This window comes from Candidatus Cryptobacteroides sp., from assembly GCF_056207615.1.
The window spans coordinates 1-17,860 of sequence record NZ_JBAEER010000010.1; the positions used below are offsets into that span (position 1 = coordinate 1).

A 17,860-nucleotide genomic window follows, 5' to 3' on the forward strand; every position below is an offset into this window, starting at 1 on the left:
GGACGTAAATACAGAGTTGCTGTCGAGGTCGATCGATGATTACCCCGGCGGCATCATCATTCCCATCGACAAGCCATATCGATGGACATCCGCAGACGTCATCCGCAAGGTGAAGTTTGCGGCCATCCGTCATTTCGGCAAGAAGAATCTGAAGGTGGGGCATGCCGGAACGCTTGATCCTCTCGCCACGGGCGTGCTGCTCGTGTGCATCGGTAACGCCACCAAGCTTGCCGATGATCTCCAGCGCCATGACAAGGCTTATGTGGCAGGAGTGACCTTCGGTGCCACCACCCCGTCCTACGATCTCGAGAAGGACATAGATCAGCGATATCCGTACGAGCACATTGACGAGGCTTCAGTCCGTGATGCTCTCGTCGGTTTCATCGGAGAGCAGGATCAGGTGGCTCCTCTTTTCAGTGCAAAGTCAGTCGACGGTGTCAGGGCATACGAGATTGCGCGCAAGGCCTTCAAGGCAGGAGATCCTATCCCGGAAGATGTTCTCCGCGCCAGCCGCATCACCATCTCCGAGTGTGAACTTCTCTCGTTTGAGAAGAACCTCTTGGCAGCAGGGGTATCTAGTGATGTCTCGCTCTGCGAGACCCCTCCCGGAGGGCCCCTCCCTCTTATGATGCCGAGGGTGGCACAATCACAAGATACCCCTGCTGCCGATGAGACCTCCTCAGACGTGGCAGAAGTGATGAGGGTCAGCAAGGCATCGTCCCGAATCAATGTCGCGGAGGACGATCTCAGCCTTCCGCATGCTTCCATTCACTTGGCTTGCACGAAGGGAACTTATGTGCGCGCTTTTGCACGCGACCTTGGTGAGACTCTTGGGTCAGGGGCTTTCCTCAACTCCCTCCAGCGTAGCCGCTCCGGTGTATTCTGCGTGGAGAAGTCGCTGACTGTGGACCAGGCTCTCGAACTGCTAGCCCGGTAGCCGACCTATTGCAAAAAATGCCACGGCAAGCTTGCCGACAAATATCAAGACGCCCGGAGATGATTGCTCATCAGCCGGGCGTCTTCGTTATACAGTATTAATTAAATATTAGCAGAGCTTTGCCTTGATGGCTTCGATACGGCGAGCGAATTCCTCCTTGCCGATGATGGTCACGATATCCGCGATGCCGAGTCCTGAGCTTGCACCCACGAGTGCGAGACGCAGGCAGTTCATCACCTTGCCCATAGGCCACTCGTTACCGCGGATGTACTCCTCGAGTGGTCCCTCGAGAGCTTCCTTGGTGAACTCACCCTCATATGCGAGGATGAAGTCAGCTGCCTTGAGTGCGAGAGTGTAGTTCTCCTCTTTCCAGAACTTGTTCACGTCCTTCTCTGCGTACTCGGTAGGAGCTACGAAGAGGTAGGAAGCGATGTCCCAGAAATCGGCCACGAAGGTAGCGCGCTCCTTGATCAGGGCGACGATCTTCTTGACCTTGTCGTAATCCTCGTTGATGCCCTTTGAGGCGAGGATAGGCATGAATGCGTCGGTAAGCTGCTCGTCGCTCTTCATGCGGAGATATTCCTTGTTATACCACTTCGCCTTGTCAGGGTTGAACTTCGCTCCGGACTTGCTTACATGGTCGATAGAGAATGCGTCGATGAGCTCCTGCATAGAGAAGATCTCCTGCTCGGTACCTGGATTCCATCCGAGCATTGCGAGGAGGTTGACGAATGCCTCAGGGAAGTAACCGTCCTCACGGTAGCCGTGGTAGGTCTCACCCTCAGAGTTGAGCCAGTTGAGAGGGAATACAGGGAAACCCATCTTGTCGCCGTCGCGCTTGCTGAGCTTTCCGTTTCCTACAGGCTTGAGAAGGAGCGGAAGGTGAGCGAAGCGAGGCATGGTGTCCTGCCATCCGAATGACTGGTAGAGGAGGTAGTGGAGAGGAAGCGACGGGAGCCACTCCTCGCCGCGGATAACCTCGGTGATCTCCATGAGATGGTCGTCAACGATGTTTGCGAGGTGGTAGGTAGGAAGCTCGTCAGCCCTCTTCCAGAGCACCTTGTCGTCGAGTGTGTCGGTGTTGATCTCGACATGACCACGGATCATGTCGTCCATCGCTACGACGGTGTTCTCCGGCATTTTGAAGCGTACGGTCCAGTCGGTACGGCTCTCCAGGAGAGGCTTCCACTCGCTCTCAGGCATCGAGAGGGAGTTGCGGAGGTTCATGCGTGTGGTCTGGTTGTAGATGAAGGTCTCACCCTTGGCCTCGCACGCAGCGCGTGCCGCATTGAGCTCCTCTGCTGTATCGAAGGCATAATATGCGTTGCCTGACTCGACGAGCTGGTCGGCGTACTTCCTGTAGATGCCGCGGCGCTGGCTCTGGCGGTATGGTCCGTGAGGATGCTTTTCTGAAGCTACCTCCACGACCTTTCCGTTCTCGTCCACGCCCTCGTCGGGAATGATTCCGCACCAGTTGAGGGCCTCGATGATGTATGCCTCAGCGCCAGGTACGAAACGGTTTGAGTCAGTATCTTCTATTCTTATGATGAAATCGCCGCCGCGCTGCTTTGCGAAAAGGTAATTGTAAAGCGCAGTCCTGACACCGCCCATGTGGAGAGGGCCTGTAGGTGACGGAGCGAATCTCACTCTTGTTCTTCTTTCCATATCGTGTGCTATTCGTTAGTTGATTTTCTTTCTGCCCTGGCCCTTGCGGTCTCCCTCTCGAGCGAAATCAGGTCGTCGTTCGAATTCACGCAGAGATCAGGCTTCTCGTTGAACCAGAACTGACGGTTGTTGGTCCTGTGTCCGCCGACCTTCACGACGCGGCTGTCGGAGAGCTCAATCTCCTCGCCGGCCTTGAAAGGCTCATAAGTGTAGTCCTCGTTGATGAAGATGACGCTTCCTTCGTTGAAATCGATGGACCCGTCGAGCAGGCTCATCTTGATTCCGGTAGCGATGATGGTCACCTGTACCTTGTCTCCGAAGGCTGGGTCATCATCATATACTATTCCGCGCTTGAAAGTGTTTGCCTTTCCGAGATATTTTTCGACTTCTTCGTTGATTTTTCCGAGATCTCCGGCCTTGATGCCATGTTCATTGCGTCCTACAGTGATGTTGATGAGGGCGTTCTGTGCTGTCTTAGCGTCGAAAGCGAGGAGGAGAGGGCATGACATAGCGTTGCCCACAGCGTCCTTGAGACGGTCTGCTCCGCTGCCTATGCCGCTTCCCATGAGTGCGAAGCCGCTGTCCCGCATCATGTTCTGCACGTCCTGGAAGTCGACGTTGATATGGCCCTTCTTCTCGATGATCTGGATTATTGACTTGACAGCAGTGGCGAGCACCTCGTCGGTCTTCGGGAAGGCCTCATGGATGAGCAGGTCCGGATAGGTCTCGAGTATCTTCTGGTTGTCGATCACCAGGAGGCTGTCGACCACGGACTCGAGTTCCCTGATACCGTCGATGGCCTTGCCGTATGAGCCGTTCTTCTCGTCCTTGAACGGAAGAGTGACGACGGCGACGGTGAGGATGCCGGCATCCTTGGCCATCTTCGCGATGACAGGGGATGCACCGGTTCCTGTACCACCACCCATTCCGGCAGTGATGAAGAGCATCTTGGTGTTGGTGTCTACGATCTTCTCCCTGATGTACTGCTGAGCCTCGATAGCGCAGTTGCGGCCCTTGGTAGGGTCGGTACCAGCACCGAGACCTTCGCCGAGCTGTATCTTCTCAGGCACAGGGCTCTGGTCGAGCACCTGCTTGTCGGTGTTGCAGACGATGAAGGTACATCCTTCTACCTTCTGGTTATACATGTATGCGACAGCGTTGCATCCGCCGCCACCGACTCCGATCACCTTTATGATGGAGTTGGCTGGTACCCAGTCTGAAGGGGTTATGATATCTAATTCTTCCATTGCGTCAATTCTTCAATAGTTTATGCCTCACCGTTGTCCTCATCTTCCGCGAAGAGCTTTCCGAGGAATCCGAAGGTCCTGTTTGCAGTCTTCTTGACCTTGTCCTCCGCGTCCTGGGCCTTTCTCCTTCTATCTTCCTTTTTCTTCTTCTCCTCTTCTTTGCGCTTTCTTTCCTGCTCTTCCCTTGCCTTCTCGTTAGCGCGCTGTGCTGCCATCTCTTCTTCGTCCTCCTCAAACATCTTTTCCTCAGTCTCTACCACTGGCTCAGCTTTTGGTGCTGAAGGCCTGTCGAACGGAGGAACATATGTACCGGTGCTCTTGTAGCTGTCTCCGACCTTGATGCCCTCGTTCCTGCCTTCGTCGGCATGGTTGATCTCGCTCATCTCCTTGGCCTCGAGTATCATTCCGAGAGATGAAGCCGCAGAGGTCTCGTGTACTCCGTCGCAGTCGCTGCCATATTCGAAGCGTGCTACAGGGTAGCCGATCTTCACGTTGTATCCGGATCTTTCCGAAAAGAGGTTTGCACAGTTCGCAATGCATGCACCGCCACCGGTGATGACGATGCCGCTGCGGAGTTCGTCATAGAGACCGCTCTCCTGGATGAGATAGAGCATTGCATCACAGATTTCACCCATGCGTGCGGTTATGATCTCTGAGAGGAACTTCACAGGTATCTGCTTGTCGTTTCCGCCGCTGCTGCTTCGGATCTGGAGCTTCTTCTCAGAAAGGTGCTGGAGCTTGCTAGGGAGGCATACGCCATAGCCTTTCTTGATGTTCTCGGCGAGAGGTTCGCTGATACCGCACTCCTGACGGATGTCGGAAGTGATGATCCTTCCGCCGAACGGAATGGAACCGTAATAGCGGAGCACTCCGCCGACATAGATGGTCACGGAGCTGACTCCTGCGCCTATCTCGACGAGGGCTACGCCTGAGTCCATCTCGCCGCTGGAGAGAACGGTGCGCGCAGTCGAATTTGCAGTGAAGACAGGGATAGGAATGATGCCGAGCTCAGAGAATACCTTGTTGAGCCTCTTGAGTCCGGTCTTCTTGCCGACAAAGATCTTGAAGTTTCCTTCGAGCTTCTCCCTCTCGTTGCCGATGATGTCCTGCTCGCTGATCTGGAAATCCTCTCCGTCTGAGTATGACTGGGCGACGGCCGCATACACGGTCTCGCTCTCCTCATTCTCGATTCCGCAGTTGTCCTTTGCGATCTTCATGAGCTCCTGGACATCGTCGAGCGTGATGGCCTTGTCCGGGTCGAGCACGATCTCGGCCTGGCTGGTCACCACCTTTATGTCCTTGCGCGGCATGCAGACTGCCGCGTGCTTGATCTTGATTCCGAGTTCGTTCTCGGCCTTCTCGATTGCCGCCTTGAGGGCTCTTGTCAGCTTAGCCTCGTTGAGTATCGCACTCTTGTCGACACCCTCAGACTCGTGCTCATGATAATAGACCACGTGCACATTCTTTCCCTCCGTTCTCGCGACTGTGATCGCGAGCTTGGACGAACCGAGGTCTATCGCTACTAAATATCTGTCTTCCATAAACTTATTTTGGTCTGCAAATTATCTGATTCTCGTACTTGACATTCACTGTCTTGTAATATGCGGAGTCCTTGACCGGCTTGATGCTGGTGTAGTAGGTCTCCATCTGGTCGAACTTGCGTTCGAATTCCTCCGGGCCACCGAAGATGAACCTCTCCCTTCCTTCCGCAGGAATGAGGACGAGGTCCCCGCTCTCCTCGACATGGAACTGGATGATGTTGTTCTTCCATGTCCTGTCGCTTCGGATATATTTCATGAGCGCGATGACGCCCTGTATCCATTCCCTTTCCTCGTCGGTGGTCGCAAATCCCGAACCCTCCGCCGGGATCCTCACCGGAATTGCTCCGTCCACGATAGGGACGTTGGCTGCGAAACCCTTCTGGAGAGGGAATATGCATCCGTCCTTCTCGATGTAGAATCCTCCGTTCTCGGTCTGGAACCTCAGGAAAGGAATCTTCTGCTCGATGATGACGTTGAGGGTGCTGTCCTTGGTCACGTATACCTGGCCGTTCCTAACTGCCGTGTGGCTGCAGACAGCGTCCTCAATCTTCTTGAGGTCGAGGGAGTCGAGCTTCTTTCCGTAGAAGCTGCCGTAGTTGCGGTTGATGACCGCGTCGATGTCCTCCCTGTCGATGAACTTCATTCCGCTGCTGTCCTTCACGATGACGTTCAGCCTTGTGCAGCTGACGCGTCCGCTCTCCTTCTCGCTGACATGGTGTCCGAACCAGCACAGTGAGAGGAGGACGAGAGCTGCTGCTGCGAGCAGAACGTATCTGAGGATCTTCTTGAACATTATGCGTTGCGTTTCTTAAGCATTTCTGTGATAGGCTCGATGTACCTGTCGATGTTACCTGCACCGAAGGTGATCAGGGTGTCGATTGGTTCCTTCTCGAGGTAGTCCATGAGCTCTTCCTTCTTGATGAGCACCTTCTCCGGTGCCGTCACCTTGTCGAAGATGATCTCCGAGGTCACGCCAGGGATAGGCTCCTCGCGCGCTGGGTAGATGTCGAGGAGTATGAGCTTGTCCACTCCGCTGAGTGCTGCTGCGAACTCGTCCGCAAAGTCTCTGGTCCTGGTATAGAGGTGAGGCTGGAACACTGCGGTGAGCTTCCTTCCAGGGAAGATGTCGCGCATCGAGCTGATCGCCGTAGAGATCTCGTTTGGATGGTGGGCATAGTCGTCGATATATGAGCATCCAGGCTCATTGTAGTGGATGTCAAATCTTCTCTTGACGCCGCTGAAGCTGCCGATGGCTGTCTTGATCTTGTATGGATCGAGTCCATAGCAGAGAGCGACTGCAGCTGCTGCCACGCTGTTCTCCACGTTCACCCAGCCAGGGACACCGCACCTGACCTTGCTGATGACTCCGCCCGGATATACGAGGTCGAACACGAAGTGGCCGTACGCGTCCACTCTCTGGCTCTTTGCGTAGAAGTCTGCGCGAGAGTCGCCGTATGAGTAGGTGAGTATCTTCGCCTTGGTGTCGTTCTCGGTGACAGGGAGTCCATACTTCTTGATGACGGTGCCGCTCACCTGTGACGCAAAGGCCCTGAAGGCCTCGTGGACATGCTCGATGTCGTTGTAGATGTCGAGGTGGTCTGCGTCCATCGCAGTGATGACCGCAATCTTGGGGAAGAGCTGGAGGAATGAGCGGTCGAACTCATCCGCCTCGGCTACGATCACGGGATTGTCACTGATGAGGAGGTTGGTACCATAGTTCTTCGAGATGCCGCCGAGGAATGCGGAACAGCCCTCTCCGGACTCGGTGAATATGTGTGCCAGCAGGGTGCTGGTGGTAGTCTTTCCATGTGTTCCTGACACGGCGAGACACTTCTGACCGCGTGCGATTTCGCCCAGGGTAGCCGAACGCTTGATCACTGCGTATCCGTTCTCACGGACATACACAAGCTCGCCCATGTCCTTAGGGATGGCAGGGGTGTATACGACGAGAGTGCTTTCGACGCTCTTCGGGATGTAGTCGATATTATCCTCGTAGTGGACCTCGATGCCTTCGGCTTCGAGCTGACGGGTGAGTTCAGACGGAGTCTTGTCATATCCTCCGACAGCATATCCCTTTGCCTTGTAGTAGCGTGCGATCGCGCTCATGCCGATGCCGCCGATTCCTATGAAATATATGTTCTTGTACATGGTCTATATGAGCTTGTAAATCTCGTCTGCTATCGTTGCTGCTGCGTCTCTCTTTGCGAGCTTCGCAGCGTTCTTCTCAATTGCTTCGATGTGGGCCTGGTCGTGGATAAGTTCCATCGCAGTGCCCATGAGCTTCTGGGCAGCCTCGACGTCCTTCACTATCATGCCTGCATCCTTGTTCACCAGTGCCATCGCATTGTGGGTCTGGTGGTCCTCGGTGACGTTAGGCGATGGCACGAAGATCGCCGCCTTGTGGGCTGCGCATATCTCCGACACCGAGCTCGCGCCTGAGCGGGTCACCATCACGTCGGCGGCAGCATAAGCGAGGTCCATCCTGCTGATGAAATCGGTCATGTGGATATACGGAAGATCTTTTCCTTCCATGAACTGGTCCATGCTCTTCTTGTAGTAGGATCCGCACTGCCAGATCACCTCCACGTCCTCCCCGCCGGGACATCCGGCCTCTATCCAGTTCTGCATCGCAGTGTTGAGGGTCCTGCATCCGAGGCTTCCGCCGACCACCAGGAGCTGTTTTCTCTGAGGGGCGAGGCCGTAGTGCTCGTATGCCTGCTGCCTCATCTGCCCGTCGGCAGGGACTATGTTGCTGCGGATAGGGTTTCCGCTCATGACTATCCTGTCTGCAGGGAAGAATCTTTCCATGTTCTCGTAAGCCACGCAGATCTTCTTGGCCCTCTTTCCCAGTATCTTGTTAGAGAGTCCGGCGAATCCGTTCTGCTCCTGGATGAGGGTCGGCACTCCCATGCTCTGGGCAGCCCAGAGAAGGGGTGCGCTGCAATATCCGCCGACTCCGATGGCGATGTCGGGCTTGAACTCGCGTATGATGGACTTGGCTTTCCTGATACCCTTCGCGTACTTGAACGGCAGGGCGAGGTTGCTCAGGCTGAGACTCCTCTTGAGACCAGCGACCTCGAGACCGTAGATCTTGTAGCCTGCAGCAGGCACCTTGTCCATCTCCATCCTGCCATTAGCGCCGACGAAGATGATCTCGGTCTCAGGGTTAAGCTCCTTGAGACGGTTCGCTATCGAGAGGGCGGGGAAGATATGTCCTCCGGTTCCGCCTCCGCTGATTATTGCCCTTATCTTTCTGTATTCCATCTTTTCCTAATCAATATTGTCCAGTTCCTCCACGTCGCTCAGCGTATCTGCGACCTCGTCTCCTGTGCTGGCTCTGTCGGGAACTATCATCTTTGCGTCCTCGATCGCCTTATCCATCTGCTTCTTCGCCGTCTTGCTTATCGAGAGCAGGATGCCGAATGCTATGTAGAACATCAGCAGCGAGCTCTTACCGTCGCTGACGATAGGAAGAGTCTGACCAGTAACCGGGACTATTCCTACGTTGATGAGTATATGCATCATGGCCTGGCCGCTGATGAGCAGGGTGAGTCCTGCAACGGCAGTTCGTGAGAAGGTCTTCTTGCAGAGCATCGCGATCCTCGATCCCCTGGCGAGCAGGCTGACATACATGATGAGCACGAGTATGCCCATCCAAAGTCCGTATTCCTCGATGAGGAAACTGTACATGTAGTCACCGAAGATGAGTGGGACGCGATACTTCTGCGTGCTTCGGCCAGGTCCCTTTCCGAGAAGACCACCTTCCTTGATGGCTATCTTGGCACCCTCGGTCTGGGTATACTTGTCGATGATCTCGCGCCTCTGATTCACGGTCTTGGCTTCCCTTATCTGCTCTGCGACGCTCTTCTTTCCGGAGCTCTGAGCTATTTCTGCCAGGTCTGCCGTACCATCTTCTCCTCCTGAACCGGAGAAGGTCTCGATACGTCCCTTCGCGGTGCCGATTCGGTCATATACCTTGCCCAGGGTCTTGTTCAGTCCGCTGCCGTCCTTGGTGACGTTGTAGAGTCCGTAGCCTGCAACGAGCAGGCCCACGAGGGCGGCACCATAGATAAAGGTATCCTTGATGCTGAATCCTCCGACGAAGAGGGTTGCGAACATGATGACTCCCACGAACAGCACAGTCGACACACTGCCGGAGATAAGTCCTATGGCGGTGGTGACGATAGGGACGAATATGTAGACGACTCCCTGCCAGAAAGGCTTGCTGAGCCATCCGAAATGTCTGTATCTCTCGCTGAGCATGTTGGCGATGGCGAAGTTGTGACCCTTCCATGTGTCCACGGCCCATGCAAGGTACATCACCATGGCGACCTTGACGAACTCGAAGACATGGACCTGGATCTTGCCGAAGATGAGTATGGTTCGCCATGCCTGGTTGATGTACTGGGCCTGGATAGGTCCGCTCTTTATGTGGAGGAAAAGCGGTACGAGCAGCATCATCGAGAGCACATATCCGAACTGGGATACGAACTTGAACACACGTATTCCCTGTATCTTGTAGATAATGCTCATGAGGATGAAACCTCCGGTCACCACGAGCGTCTGGATCATGAACAGATGCACGCGGGTCGTCCTTCCGTTCAGCACGCCGGCATCGAGGCTGGTTGCCGAAAAGAGGGCTACGACGGAGAGCAGGGTGAGGAAGATGATCACAAGCCAGATCACCTTGTCGCCCTGAATCCTGTCAAGCAGGTTCCATATTCCGCTTTTCTTCTTGCTCATCCTAGAGGTTCCTTACTGCTTCCTTGAACTGTCTTCCTCTATCTTCATAGCTCTTGAAGAGGTCGAAGCTTGCGCAGCATGGAGAGAGGAGAACGACGTCTCCGGACTGTGCCATCCTGCTGCATGCCTTCACTGCGTCCTCTGCGGAAGCTGTGTCGACCATGTTCTCCATTCCGACTATGCCTTCGAAGGCCTCGTGTATCTTCTCGTTGTGGAGACCCATGCAAACGATGGCCTTCACCTTTTCCTTGACGAGATCATTGAGCACACTGTAGTCGTTACCCTTGTCCTTACCTCCCACGATCCATACGACTGGGCGGGTCTGGCACTCGAGTGCATACCATGCGGCGTCCACGTTGGTTGCCTTCGAGTCGTTGATGTAGAGTACATCCTTTATGCTGAGCACCTTCTCGAGCCTGTGCTCGACCGCCTGGAAGGTAGAGAGAGACCTGCGTATCGTCTCGTTGTCGATGTCCATGACCTTACCCGCGATGGCTGCTGCCATGGAGTTGTATACATTGTGCTTTCCGCTGAGGGCGAGCTCCTGGAGATACATGTCGCACTCCTGGTTGCCCACCTTCACGATCATCTTGTCATCCTTCACGTAGGCACCCTGAGGAACCTCGGCCTTCTGGGTGAAAGGAAGAGACTTCGCCTTGAGTACGATGTCGTCGAGATGCTTGATGGTGATCTCGTCGTCCGAACAGAAGATGAAGCAGTCGTCCTCCTTCATGTTGCGGGTGATCCTGAACTTAGCCTTCACATAGTTCTCCATCTTGTGGTCGTAGCGGTCAAGATGGTCAGGGGTGATGTTCGTGATGATTGCGATGTCGGCCTTGAAGTCGTACACGTTGTCAAGCTGGAAGCTGCTGAGCTCGAGGACATAGATGTCGTAGTGCTCAGTCGCCACCTGGAGAGCATAGCTCTTTCCGATGTTTCCTCCGAGACCCACGTTGAGGCCGGCGTTCTTGAGGAGGTAGTAGATCAGCGAAGTCGTGGTGGTCTTGCCGTTGCTACCGGTGATGCAGACCTTCTTCGCAGTGTCATAGCGACCTGCGAACTCGATCTCCGAGATGATGTGGATGCCTTTGTCCTCAGCCTTCTTGACCATAGGGGCCGTGAGAGGAATACCCGGACTCTTTACGATCTCGTCAGCGTTGAGGATGAGGTCCTCTGTGTGCTGACCCATCTCGTATGGAATGTCCCACTTCTTGAGGACTTCCACATAGCTGTCGCTTATCTTTCCCATATCAGAGAGAAAGACATCGAAACCTTTGACCTTTGCGAGGACGGCTGAGCCTACGCCCGACTCACCGCCGCCTAATACCACGATTCTTGACATATTCTTTCTTTAACGTACTTTCAACAAAGCGAGTGTTATCACGCCCAGGATGATGGATATGATCCAGAACCTGCTGACGATCTTTGCTTCCGGAAGGACTCCCTTAGGCCACTGGAGGAGGGCGTCAGGGTTGACTTTCTGGAAATGGTGGTGGATAGGGGACATCCTGAAGATCCTCTTTCCTTCACCGTATTTCTTCTTCGTATACTTGAAGTATCCCCTCTGTGCGAGCACTGAGAGCGACTCGATGAAGAACGCGCCGCAGAGAAGAGGGAGGAGGAGTTCCTTCCTGATCAGGACTGCGCTCACGCCTATCACTCCGCCAAGTGCGAGGCTACCGGTGTCGCCCATGAATACCTGTGCAGGGTATGAATTGTACCAGAGGAAGCCGATCAGCGCACCCAGCAGGGCTGAGAGGAAGATGGCGACTTCTCCTGTTCCGGGGATGTACATGATGTTGAGGTAGTCGGCATTCACGATGTTGCCGGAGAGCCATGCGAAGATACCGAGAACGATCACGACTATTGCTGAGGTTCCGGTGGCGAGGCCGTCCATGCCGTCGGTGAGGTTGCTGCCGTTGGAGCAGGCGAGGATCACGAGTATGATCATGACCATGTAGATGCCCCAGGTGCAGTAGACGCCGAACTGGCCTTTGAAAGGCGAGAGCCATGAGTAGTCGAACTCATGAGCCTTCACGAAAGGAATGGTGGTGACGAGGTTGTGGGTGTCGATGCTTGGCACGACGCAGATGGTCAGGGCTATGCCGAAAGCCAGCACGAACTGACCGATGAGCTTGCCCTTCTCGCTCATACCTTCCTTGTTCTTCTTGAACACCTTGATATAGTCATCTCTGAATCCAAGTCCGCCGAGCCACACGAGAGTGACGATCAGAAGCCAAGGATAGATGCTGGTGAGATTGTTGAACAGGAGCGCGCCTGCGAGGGTGGAGAAGATGATGATCACGCCGCCCATGGTAGGAGTGCCTTTCTTGCTCATCTGACCCTCCAGGCCGAGGTCACGGATGGTCTCTCCGATCTGCTGCTTCTGAAGCCATCCGATGGTCTTCTTGCCGAAGATGAGAGCAAACAGCAAGGAGGTGATAGCTGCGCACATCGCCCTCACTGAAAGGTATTTTACGAGTCCTGCTCCCGGAATGTCCATCATTCCCTGAAGCCAATCTATGAGATGATATATCATTTTATTCCATTTCCTTAAAAATACCGGCTACAATCTCCTTCTCATCGAAGTGGGTCTTCTCCTTACCGATGATCTGATAGGTCTCGTGTCCCTTGCCGGCAAGCAGGACGGTCGAGTTTTCTGGTGCGAGCATGATGGCGGTGCGGATAGCCTCCTCCCTGTTCTCGATGCTGAAGGACTTTGCCTTGCCGCTCGCGTCCAGGCCGCTCTTTATCTCGCTGATGATGTCCGAGGTCTTCTCGGTGCGGCTGTTGTCCGAGGTGATGATGATCCTGTCGGCATATTTCTGTGCGACAGCGGCCATCTCCGGCCTCTTGCTCCTGTCCCTGTCGCCTCCACAGCCGAAGAGGCAGATCAGTTCGCGCTTCGGAGATATGTCCTTCAAGGTCTTGAGCACGTTCTCGAGCGCGTCCGGAGTGTGTGCATAGTCGATGACCACGGTGATTCCCTTAGGACCCTTGAGGTTCTCGAGTCTTCCAGGGGCAGAACGGAGGGCGCTGATGGCGACGAGTGCATCTTCCTTCGCCACGCCCAGTACCATTGCGGTGCTGTAGATCGCGAGGAGGTTGTACGCGTTGTGCAGGCCGATAAGTCCGGTCCAGCTTTCGGTGTCGTCGATCCTGAGCATCATGCCGTCGAAGCTTTCCTCCATCACCTTGCAGCGATGGTCGGCATAGCTCCTGCATGAGTAGGTGACCACCTTTGCCTTGGTGTTCTGAACCATCACCATGCCGTTCTTGTCGTCGATGTTGGTCAGCGCATAGGCGTCTGCAGGGAGCTTGTCGAAGAATAGCTTCTTGCAGCGCAGATACTCCGCAAAGGTCTTGTGGTAGTCCAGATGGTCATGGGTGAGGTTGGAGAAGATGCCGACCTTGAACTTAAGCCCGGCTATCCTTTCCTGCTCGACACCGATGGAACTTACCTCCATGAAGCAGTGGTCGCATCCGTCCTCCACCATCTCGGCGAGGAGGGAGTTGATGGTGATAGGATCAGAGGTGGTGTTCACGGCTTCGGTGCACTTCTCTCCCACATAGTTAGCGATGGTCGAGAGCAGACCGCATTTGTGACCCAACCTGGTGAAGAGCCTGTAGAGCAGGGTCACGGTCGTGGTCTTTCCGTTGGTGCCGGTGATTCCCACGAGAGTGAGCTTCTCCGATGGATTCCCGTAGAAGGTTGACGCTATCTTGGCGAGGGAAAGCCTGTCAGCGGACACGACAGCCGACGCTCCTGCCTCCAGGGCTGAAGCGATGAAATCATGACCGTCTGCGGCGAAGCCCTTCACGGCGATGAAGAGCGAACCTGGCGCAGCCTTCCTCGAATCGCTGCAGATTGCGGCGATCTCGGTGTCTACGCTGCCGTTCAATATGACGGCCGCACTTCCTTCTATGATGTCTCCAAGTCTCATATCCTATTCCAATGTTATTCTTACGGTCGAGCCTGGCGCGAGCTTGCTTCCGGCCTGCGGAGTCTGTCTTGCGACATGGCCGGTACCGCTATAGCTGCAGCTGTAACCGCTGTTCTCGATTGCGAAGATTGCCTCGCTGAGTCCGAGCCCGTTGACTTCAGGGACTATTCCACGCTGGTTTTCTCCTGCTTCCGCCCTATCCATCTTCGGCATCTTTGCGCTCGAACGGATAGGCTCGCCCCATTCGGGACTGAGCAGGAAGATCTTGTCGGAGATCTCTCTCACCACCTTTGCGCTGACGGCACCATACACGTTGGTATGCGTCGGCTTGGTGTAGGTTACGGACATGACCGTGTACTGAGGATCATCTACAGGGAAGAATCCTACGAACGAACCCTGATGGACATGGCGTCCCTCCGAGTCCTCGCGTGTGTACACCGTCTTTCCGTCTCTCTGGTTTGCGAACTCGATACGCGAGGTGCCGGTCTTGCCGGCAACCCTCGTGAGCGAGCCCTTGAAGCTGGTTAAGCCTGTACCCCTGTGGTAGTCGCCACCGTTGTGCTCGGTCACCATCAGGAGTCCTCTCTTGAGAGTGTCTATCGTCTCAGGTTTGCACATTGCTCCATTGAGGACCACAGGGTCCATCTTCTGGATTATCTTTCCGTCGCGCTCGAGGCTCTCCACCATGTAAGGCTTCATCATCTTACCTCCGTTGGCGATGCCGTTGTAGAAGGAAATGACGTGGAGCGGAGTCACGTTGACCGAATATCCCATGGCTATGAGCGGAAGGTCGATAGGACTCCATCCTGGCTCCGAAGGCTTGCGGACGATAGGGGTCGCAAGACCGTCGATGTCGAAGTCGTACTTCTCCATGAGCTTGTAGTCATAGAGCTTCTGGATGAACTGCTCAGGCTTGTCTCCGTATTCCGTAGCTGCGAGGTATCTGAACACATGGTTCGATGAAATCGCGAGAGCCTCACCCACCGTGATCTCTCCGGTAGGGTACTTATATGGGAGTATGTAATCGTCAAGCGGAAGCGTCTGGCCTCTGTATCTCCAGCTTCCTCCATAGGTAGGGACGAGGTCGTCCAGGCTCTTCACCGCACCCTTGTCGAGCAGCGCCATGAGAGTCACGGCCTTGAATACCGAACCAGGGTTGTTTGCCTGCCAGATGACATAGTTATAGGTCTCGCCTATGTTTCCGTTGTCCTCCCTGCGGAGGTTAGCCATTGCGCGTATCGCTCCGGTCTTTGTCTCCATCACCATCACGCATCCGCCGGCGATGGCCTCGTTCTCCTCGAGCACCTTGCGCAGGGCCTTGTCGGCTATGTTCTGGAACTCGATGTTGATGGTGGTCCTCACGTCGAGACCGTCCTCGGCAAGCTCGCTTACTCGGGTGTAGTCCTGGATGTTCTGCCTGGAGTCCGTTCTCGTGAGTGCGATCTTTCCGTCCTTTCCGTGGAGGTATACATTATATTTACCCTCGATACCGGTGAGGTCGTTGGTGATCTCATGGTTGTTCTTTACCTCTCCGATGGCCTTTCTCGCGAGAGAGCCGTAAGGGTAGAGCCTCTTGTGGTTCACGTCCACTATGAGGCCGCCGTAGTTGCTTCCTTCGTTGAAGAGGGCGAATGACTTCACCTTCTGCAGGGTCTGGTAGTCGATCTCGGTTCCTATCTTGACCTTCTTGCGGCCAGCCTTGGTGTCGCTCTCTCGGTTCTCGATGATCATCCTGTAGTACTCGGCTGCAGTCTTGTCCTGGAAGAGTTCGGCGAGCTGGGATGAGAGCACTTCAGCCTTCTCCCTCCACCTGGCCTCGTTCTCAGGCTTGTTCTTCTCCTGCCAATACTCCCTCTGGATGGTGCAGTCCATCGAAATCTGATAGAGATCCTCCGAAGTTGCGAGTATCTTTCCGTCGTATGAAAGAATGTCTCCGCGCTCAGGGATGACCTTGCTTTCCGAAGTCACGGTTCCGAAGTACTCGAGAAGTTCCTCTTCCGGATGCCAGAAGAACTGGAGCTTCACGATCTTGTATACTGCTGCTATCGAAAAGATGATGAAGAGTACGTATACTGCGTAGAGGAGGTTGCTGGTCCAGTTTGTCTGGACTCTCATGTTCGTGTCCTTGTCTGCCATGCTATTTCCTCCTTACTATTGTCGCAGGCTTTTCGGGCATCGTGACTGTGATGTCCTGTTCTGCGAGCAGACGTACCACGTTGTTGACCTGTCTCATCTCGGCGAGCTGGCAGACCTTCTGGTTGTAGCTGATCCTGGTTTCCTCGAGCAGCTTCCTGTTCTGTTCCCTCTCCACGAGGGTCTCGTCGAACTTCAGGTTCACGAAGATGCAGACAATGCAGAGAACGGCCCCCAGGATGATGTGGGGGAGGAAGCGGTCGAGCTTGAGCACGATGTCGCCACGAGCTACTGACAGTAGCAGGTTGACGGTGGTCTTGCTTATTTTCTTCCAATCCATTCTTCAGTGTCCTTTGTTTCGTTTCCTATTTCTCATCGCCGCATTTGACGGCTATCCTGAGCTTTGCGCTGCGGGCGCGCGTGTTTTCCGCAATCTCCTCTTCCCTCGGCAGGATAGGCTTCCTGTTCACGGCCTCAAGTGGGGCAGAGACCCTACCGTAGATGTCCTTGTCAGCCTTGCCGTCGACGTTTCCGGTCTTGATGAAGTTCTTGACCATCCTGTCCTCGAGGGAGTGGTAGGTGATCACCACCAGCCTTCCTCCGGGCTTGAGCGAACGGGCGGCTCCGGTGAGGAACTTCTCCAGGGATCTCATCTCCTGATTGACCTCGATGCGAAGTGCCTGGTAGACCTTGGCAAGCACCTTGTGCTCAGCGAACTTCGGAAGCATCTTCTCAATTGCCTTGTCCAGCTGGGAGGTGGTCAGAATCTGGGCCTGTTCGCGTGCCTTGCAGATCATGGACGCCATCTTTCGGCTGCCCTCGACCTCTCCGTAGATGCGGAGCACCCTTTCGAGATCTTCCTCGCTGTAGCTGTTGACGAGCTCGGCAGCGTTGAGCTTGGCTTCCTGATTCATCCTCATGTCCAGAGGCGCGTCGAAGCGGAATGAGAAACCTCTCTCTGCCGTGTCGAACTGGTGGGAAGAGACTCCCAGGTCGGCCAGAATTCCGTCTATTCCATCCCTGTAGCCCTGTTCGAGCACATAGTTGTGGATGAATCGGAAGTTATTATGGATGAGAACAAGCCGGTTATCGTCCGGCTTGTTCATCAGGGCGTCACTGTCCCTGTCGAACGCCAGCAGCCTGCCCGCATTGTCTAAGCGTGAAAGTATTTCGCGGGAATGGCCGCCGCCGCCGAAAGTGGCGTCAGCATAGATGCCGAATGGGGCATCACCGACAAGAGCGGTGACGCTTTCATCCAATAATACAGGTGTATGATATTCTGACATTCCGGAACCTCCTATCTATTTGAGATCAGACAGCATTCCGGCAAGAGAGATGTATTCTTCGTTAGAGATTCCGCTGGTTTCGAAGTTTTCCTTCGCCCAGATTTCGATCTTGTGGTCAACTCCACAGAAGATGACTTCCTTCGTTACGCCGATGGATTCGAGTAGGTTCTTTGGGATGCTGATGCGGCCGAGCTTGGCGTCCGGCTGGACGAGTGCCCTGTCACGCATGTACTCCCGCCAGAACCTGGCGTGATTTACATTGAAGAAGTTCAGCTTGGATTTGACATCCTCGGACTGCCGCTCCCACTCCTCGTAGGTCCACATCTCAAGGCAATCTGCGAAGATATCCTTCTTGATGACGAAC

The 17,860-nt window shown here is 54.7% G+C and carries 15 protein-coding genes; 1 reads left to right on the forward strand and 14 read right to left on the reverse strand.

The window, feature by feature from the left end:
- A partial coding sequence (locus tag AC06ND_RS00680) for a hypothetical protein (RefSeq protein ID WP_475677072.1) occupies positions 1 to 937 on the forward strand: 937 nt, incomplete at its 5' end.
- A 108-nt stretch (positions 938 to 1,045) separates the two neighbouring features.
- On the opposite strand, the gene gltX is transcribed toward AC06ND_RS00680, so the two are convergent.
- The 14 genes from gltX to AC06ND_RS00750 all read right to left on the reverse strand — a co-directional run.
- Positions 1,046 to 2,602, reverse strand: a complete 1,557-nt coding sequence (gene gltX / locus AC06ND_RS00685) for a glutamate--tRNA ligase (RefSeq protein ID WP_475677073.1) — start codon at positions 2,600 to 2,602, stop codon at positions 1,046 to 1,048.
- Between the two features lie 8 nt (positions 2,603 to 2,610).
- Entirely contained in the window at positions 2,611 to 3,849 is a 1,239-nt protein-coding gene (gene ftsZ / locus AC06ND_RS00690; RefSeq protein ID WP_475677074.1) for a cell division protein FtsZ, read from the reverse strand.
- Positions 3,850 to 3,869: 20 nt separating this feature from the next.
- On the reverse strand, positions 3,870 to 5,390 hold the full coding sequence (ftsA, locus tag AC06ND_RS00695; RefSeq protein ID WP_475677075.1) for a cell division protein FtsA: 1,521 nt from the start codon (positions 5,388 to 5,390) through the stop codon (positions 3,870 to 3,872).
- A gap of 4 nt (positions 5,391 to 5,394) precedes the next feature.
- Positions 5,395 to 6,183 (reverse strand): cell division protein FtsQ/DivIB, encoded by a 789-nt coding sequence (locus AC06ND_RS00700; protein WP_475677076.1) that lies wholly within the window; start codon positions 6,181 to 6,183, stop codon positions 5,395 to 5,397.
- Positions 6,183 to 7,538, reverse strand: coding sequence for a UDP-N-acetylmuramate--L-alanine ligase (gene murC / locus AC06ND_RS00705; protein WP_475677077.1), 1,356 nt, complete (start codon positions 7,536 to 7,538; stop codon positions 6,183 to 6,185). Before murC ends, AC06ND_RS00700 begins: the two co-directional genes overlap by 1 nt.
- Positions 7,539 to 7,541: 3 nt before the next feature.
- Complete coding sequence (gene murG, locus AC06ND_RS00710; protein WP_475677078.1) at positions 7,542 to 8,654, reverse strand: undecaprenyldiphospho-muramoylpentapeptide beta-N-acetylglucosaminyltransferase; 1,113 nt, start codon at positions 8,652 to 8,654, stop codon at positions 7,542 to 7,544.
- 6 nt (positions 8,655 to 8,660) lie between these two features.
- Entirely contained in the window at positions 8,661 to 10,133 is a 1,473-nt protein-coding gene (locus AC06ND_RS00715) for an FtsW/RodA/SpoVE family cell cycle protein (protein WP_475677079.1), read from the reverse strand.
- Between the two features lies 1 nt (position 10,134).
- Positions 10,135 to 11,475, reverse strand: coding sequence for a UDP-N-acetylmuramoyl-L-alanine--D-glutamate ligase (gene murD / locus AC06ND_RS00720; protein ID WP_475677080.1), 1,341 nt, complete (start codon positions 11,473 to 11,475; stop codon positions 10,135 to 10,137).
- 9 nt (positions 11,476 to 11,484) lie between these two features.
- The gene (mraY, locus tag AC06ND_RS00725) at positions 11,485 to 12,672 is read right to left on the reverse strand and encodes a phospho-N-acetylmuramoyl-pentapeptide-transferase (RefSeq protein ID WP_475677081.1); all 1,188 of its coding nucleotides are present in this window, start codon (positions 12,670 to 12,672) and stop codon (positions 11,485 to 11,487) included.
- A 1-nt stretch (position 12,673) separates the two neighbouring features.
- Complete coding sequence (locus AC06ND_RS00730) at positions 12,674 to 14,077, reverse strand: UDP-N-acetylmuramoyl-L-alanyl-D-glutamate--2,6-diaminopimelate ligase (RefSeq protein ID WP_475677082.1); 1,404 nt, start codon at positions 14,075 to 14,077, stop codon at positions 12,674 to 12,676.
- A 3-nt stretch (positions 14,078 to 14,080) separates the two neighbouring features.
- Positions 14,081 to 16,213, reverse strand: coding sequence for a penicillin-binding protein (locus tag AC06ND_RS00735; RefSeq protein ID WP_475677083.1), 2,133 nt, complete (start codon positions 16,211 to 16,213; stop codon positions 14,081 to 14,083).
- 1 nt (position 16,214) lies between these two features.
- Positions 16,215 to 16,550, reverse strand: coding sequence for a hypothetical protein (locus AC06ND_RS00740; RefSeq protein ID WP_475677084.1), 336 nt, complete (start codon positions 16,548 to 16,550; stop codon positions 16,215 to 16,217).
- Between the two features lie 25 nt (positions 16,551 to 16,575).
- Positions 16,576 to 17,496, reverse strand: coding sequence for a 16S rRNA (cytosine(1402)-N(4))-methyltransferase RsmH (rsmH, locus tag AC06ND_RS00745; RefSeq protein WP_475677085.1), 921 nt, complete (start codon positions 17,494 to 17,496; stop codon positions 16,576 to 16,578).
- A gap of 15 nt (positions 17,497 to 17,511) precedes the next feature.
- Positions 17,512 to 17,860 (reverse strand): division/cell wall cluster transcriptional repressor MraZ (locus AC06ND_RS00750; protein ID WP_475677086.1); only part of this gene is annotated, 349 nt, incomplete at its 5' end.

Coding starts and splice junctions, on each gene's coding strand:
- murC (WP_475677077.1), bottom strand. CDS start 7,538: ATGTACAAGAACATATATTTCATAGGAATCGGCGGCATCGGCATGAGC.
- ftsA (WP_475677075.1), bottom strand. CDS start 5,390: ATGGAAGACAGATATTTAGTAGCGATAGACCTCGGTTCGTCCAAGCTC.
- rsmH (WP_475677085.1), bottom strand. CDS start 17,496: ATGTCAGAATATCATACACCTGTATTATTGGATGAAAGCGTCACCGCT.
- mraY (WP_475677081.1), bottom strand. CDS start 12,672: ATGATATATCATCTCATAGATTGGCTTCAGGGAATGATGGACATTCCG.
- AC06ND_RS00740 (WP_475677084.1), bottom strand. CDS start 16,550: ATGGATTGGAAGAAAATAAGCAAGACCACCGTCAACCTGCTACTGTCA.
- AC06ND_RS00700 (WP_475677076.1), bottom strand. CDS start 6,183: ATGTTCAAGAAGATCCTCAGATACGTTCTGCTCGCAGCAGCAGCTCTC.
- AC06ND_RS00730 (WP_475677082.1), bottom strand. CDS start 14,077: ATGAGACTTGGAGACATCATAGAAGGAAGTGCGGCCGTCATATTGAAC.
- AC06ND_RS00715 (WP_475677079.1), bottom strand. CDS start 10,133: ATGAGCAAGAAGAAAAGCGGAATATGGAACCTGCTTGACAGGATTCAG.
- ftsZ (WP_475677074.1), bottom strand. CDS start 3,849: ATGGAAGAATTAGATATCATAACCCCTTCAGACTGGGTACCAGCCAAC.
- gltX (WP_475677073.1), bottom strand. CDS start 2,602: ATGGAAAGAAGAACAAGAGTGAGATTCGCTCCGTCACCTACAGGCCCT.
- murG (WP_475677078.1), bottom strand. CDS start 8,654: ATGGAATACAGAAAGATAAGGGCAATAATCAGCGGAGGCGGAACCGGA.
- AC06ND_RS00735 (WP_475677083.1), bottom strand. CDS start 16,213: ATGGCAGACAAGGACACGAACATGAGAGTCCAGACAAACTGGACCAGC.
- murD (WP_475677080.1), bottom strand. CDS start 11,475: ATGTCAAGAATCGTGGTATTAGGCGGCGGTGAGTCGGGCGTAGGCTCA.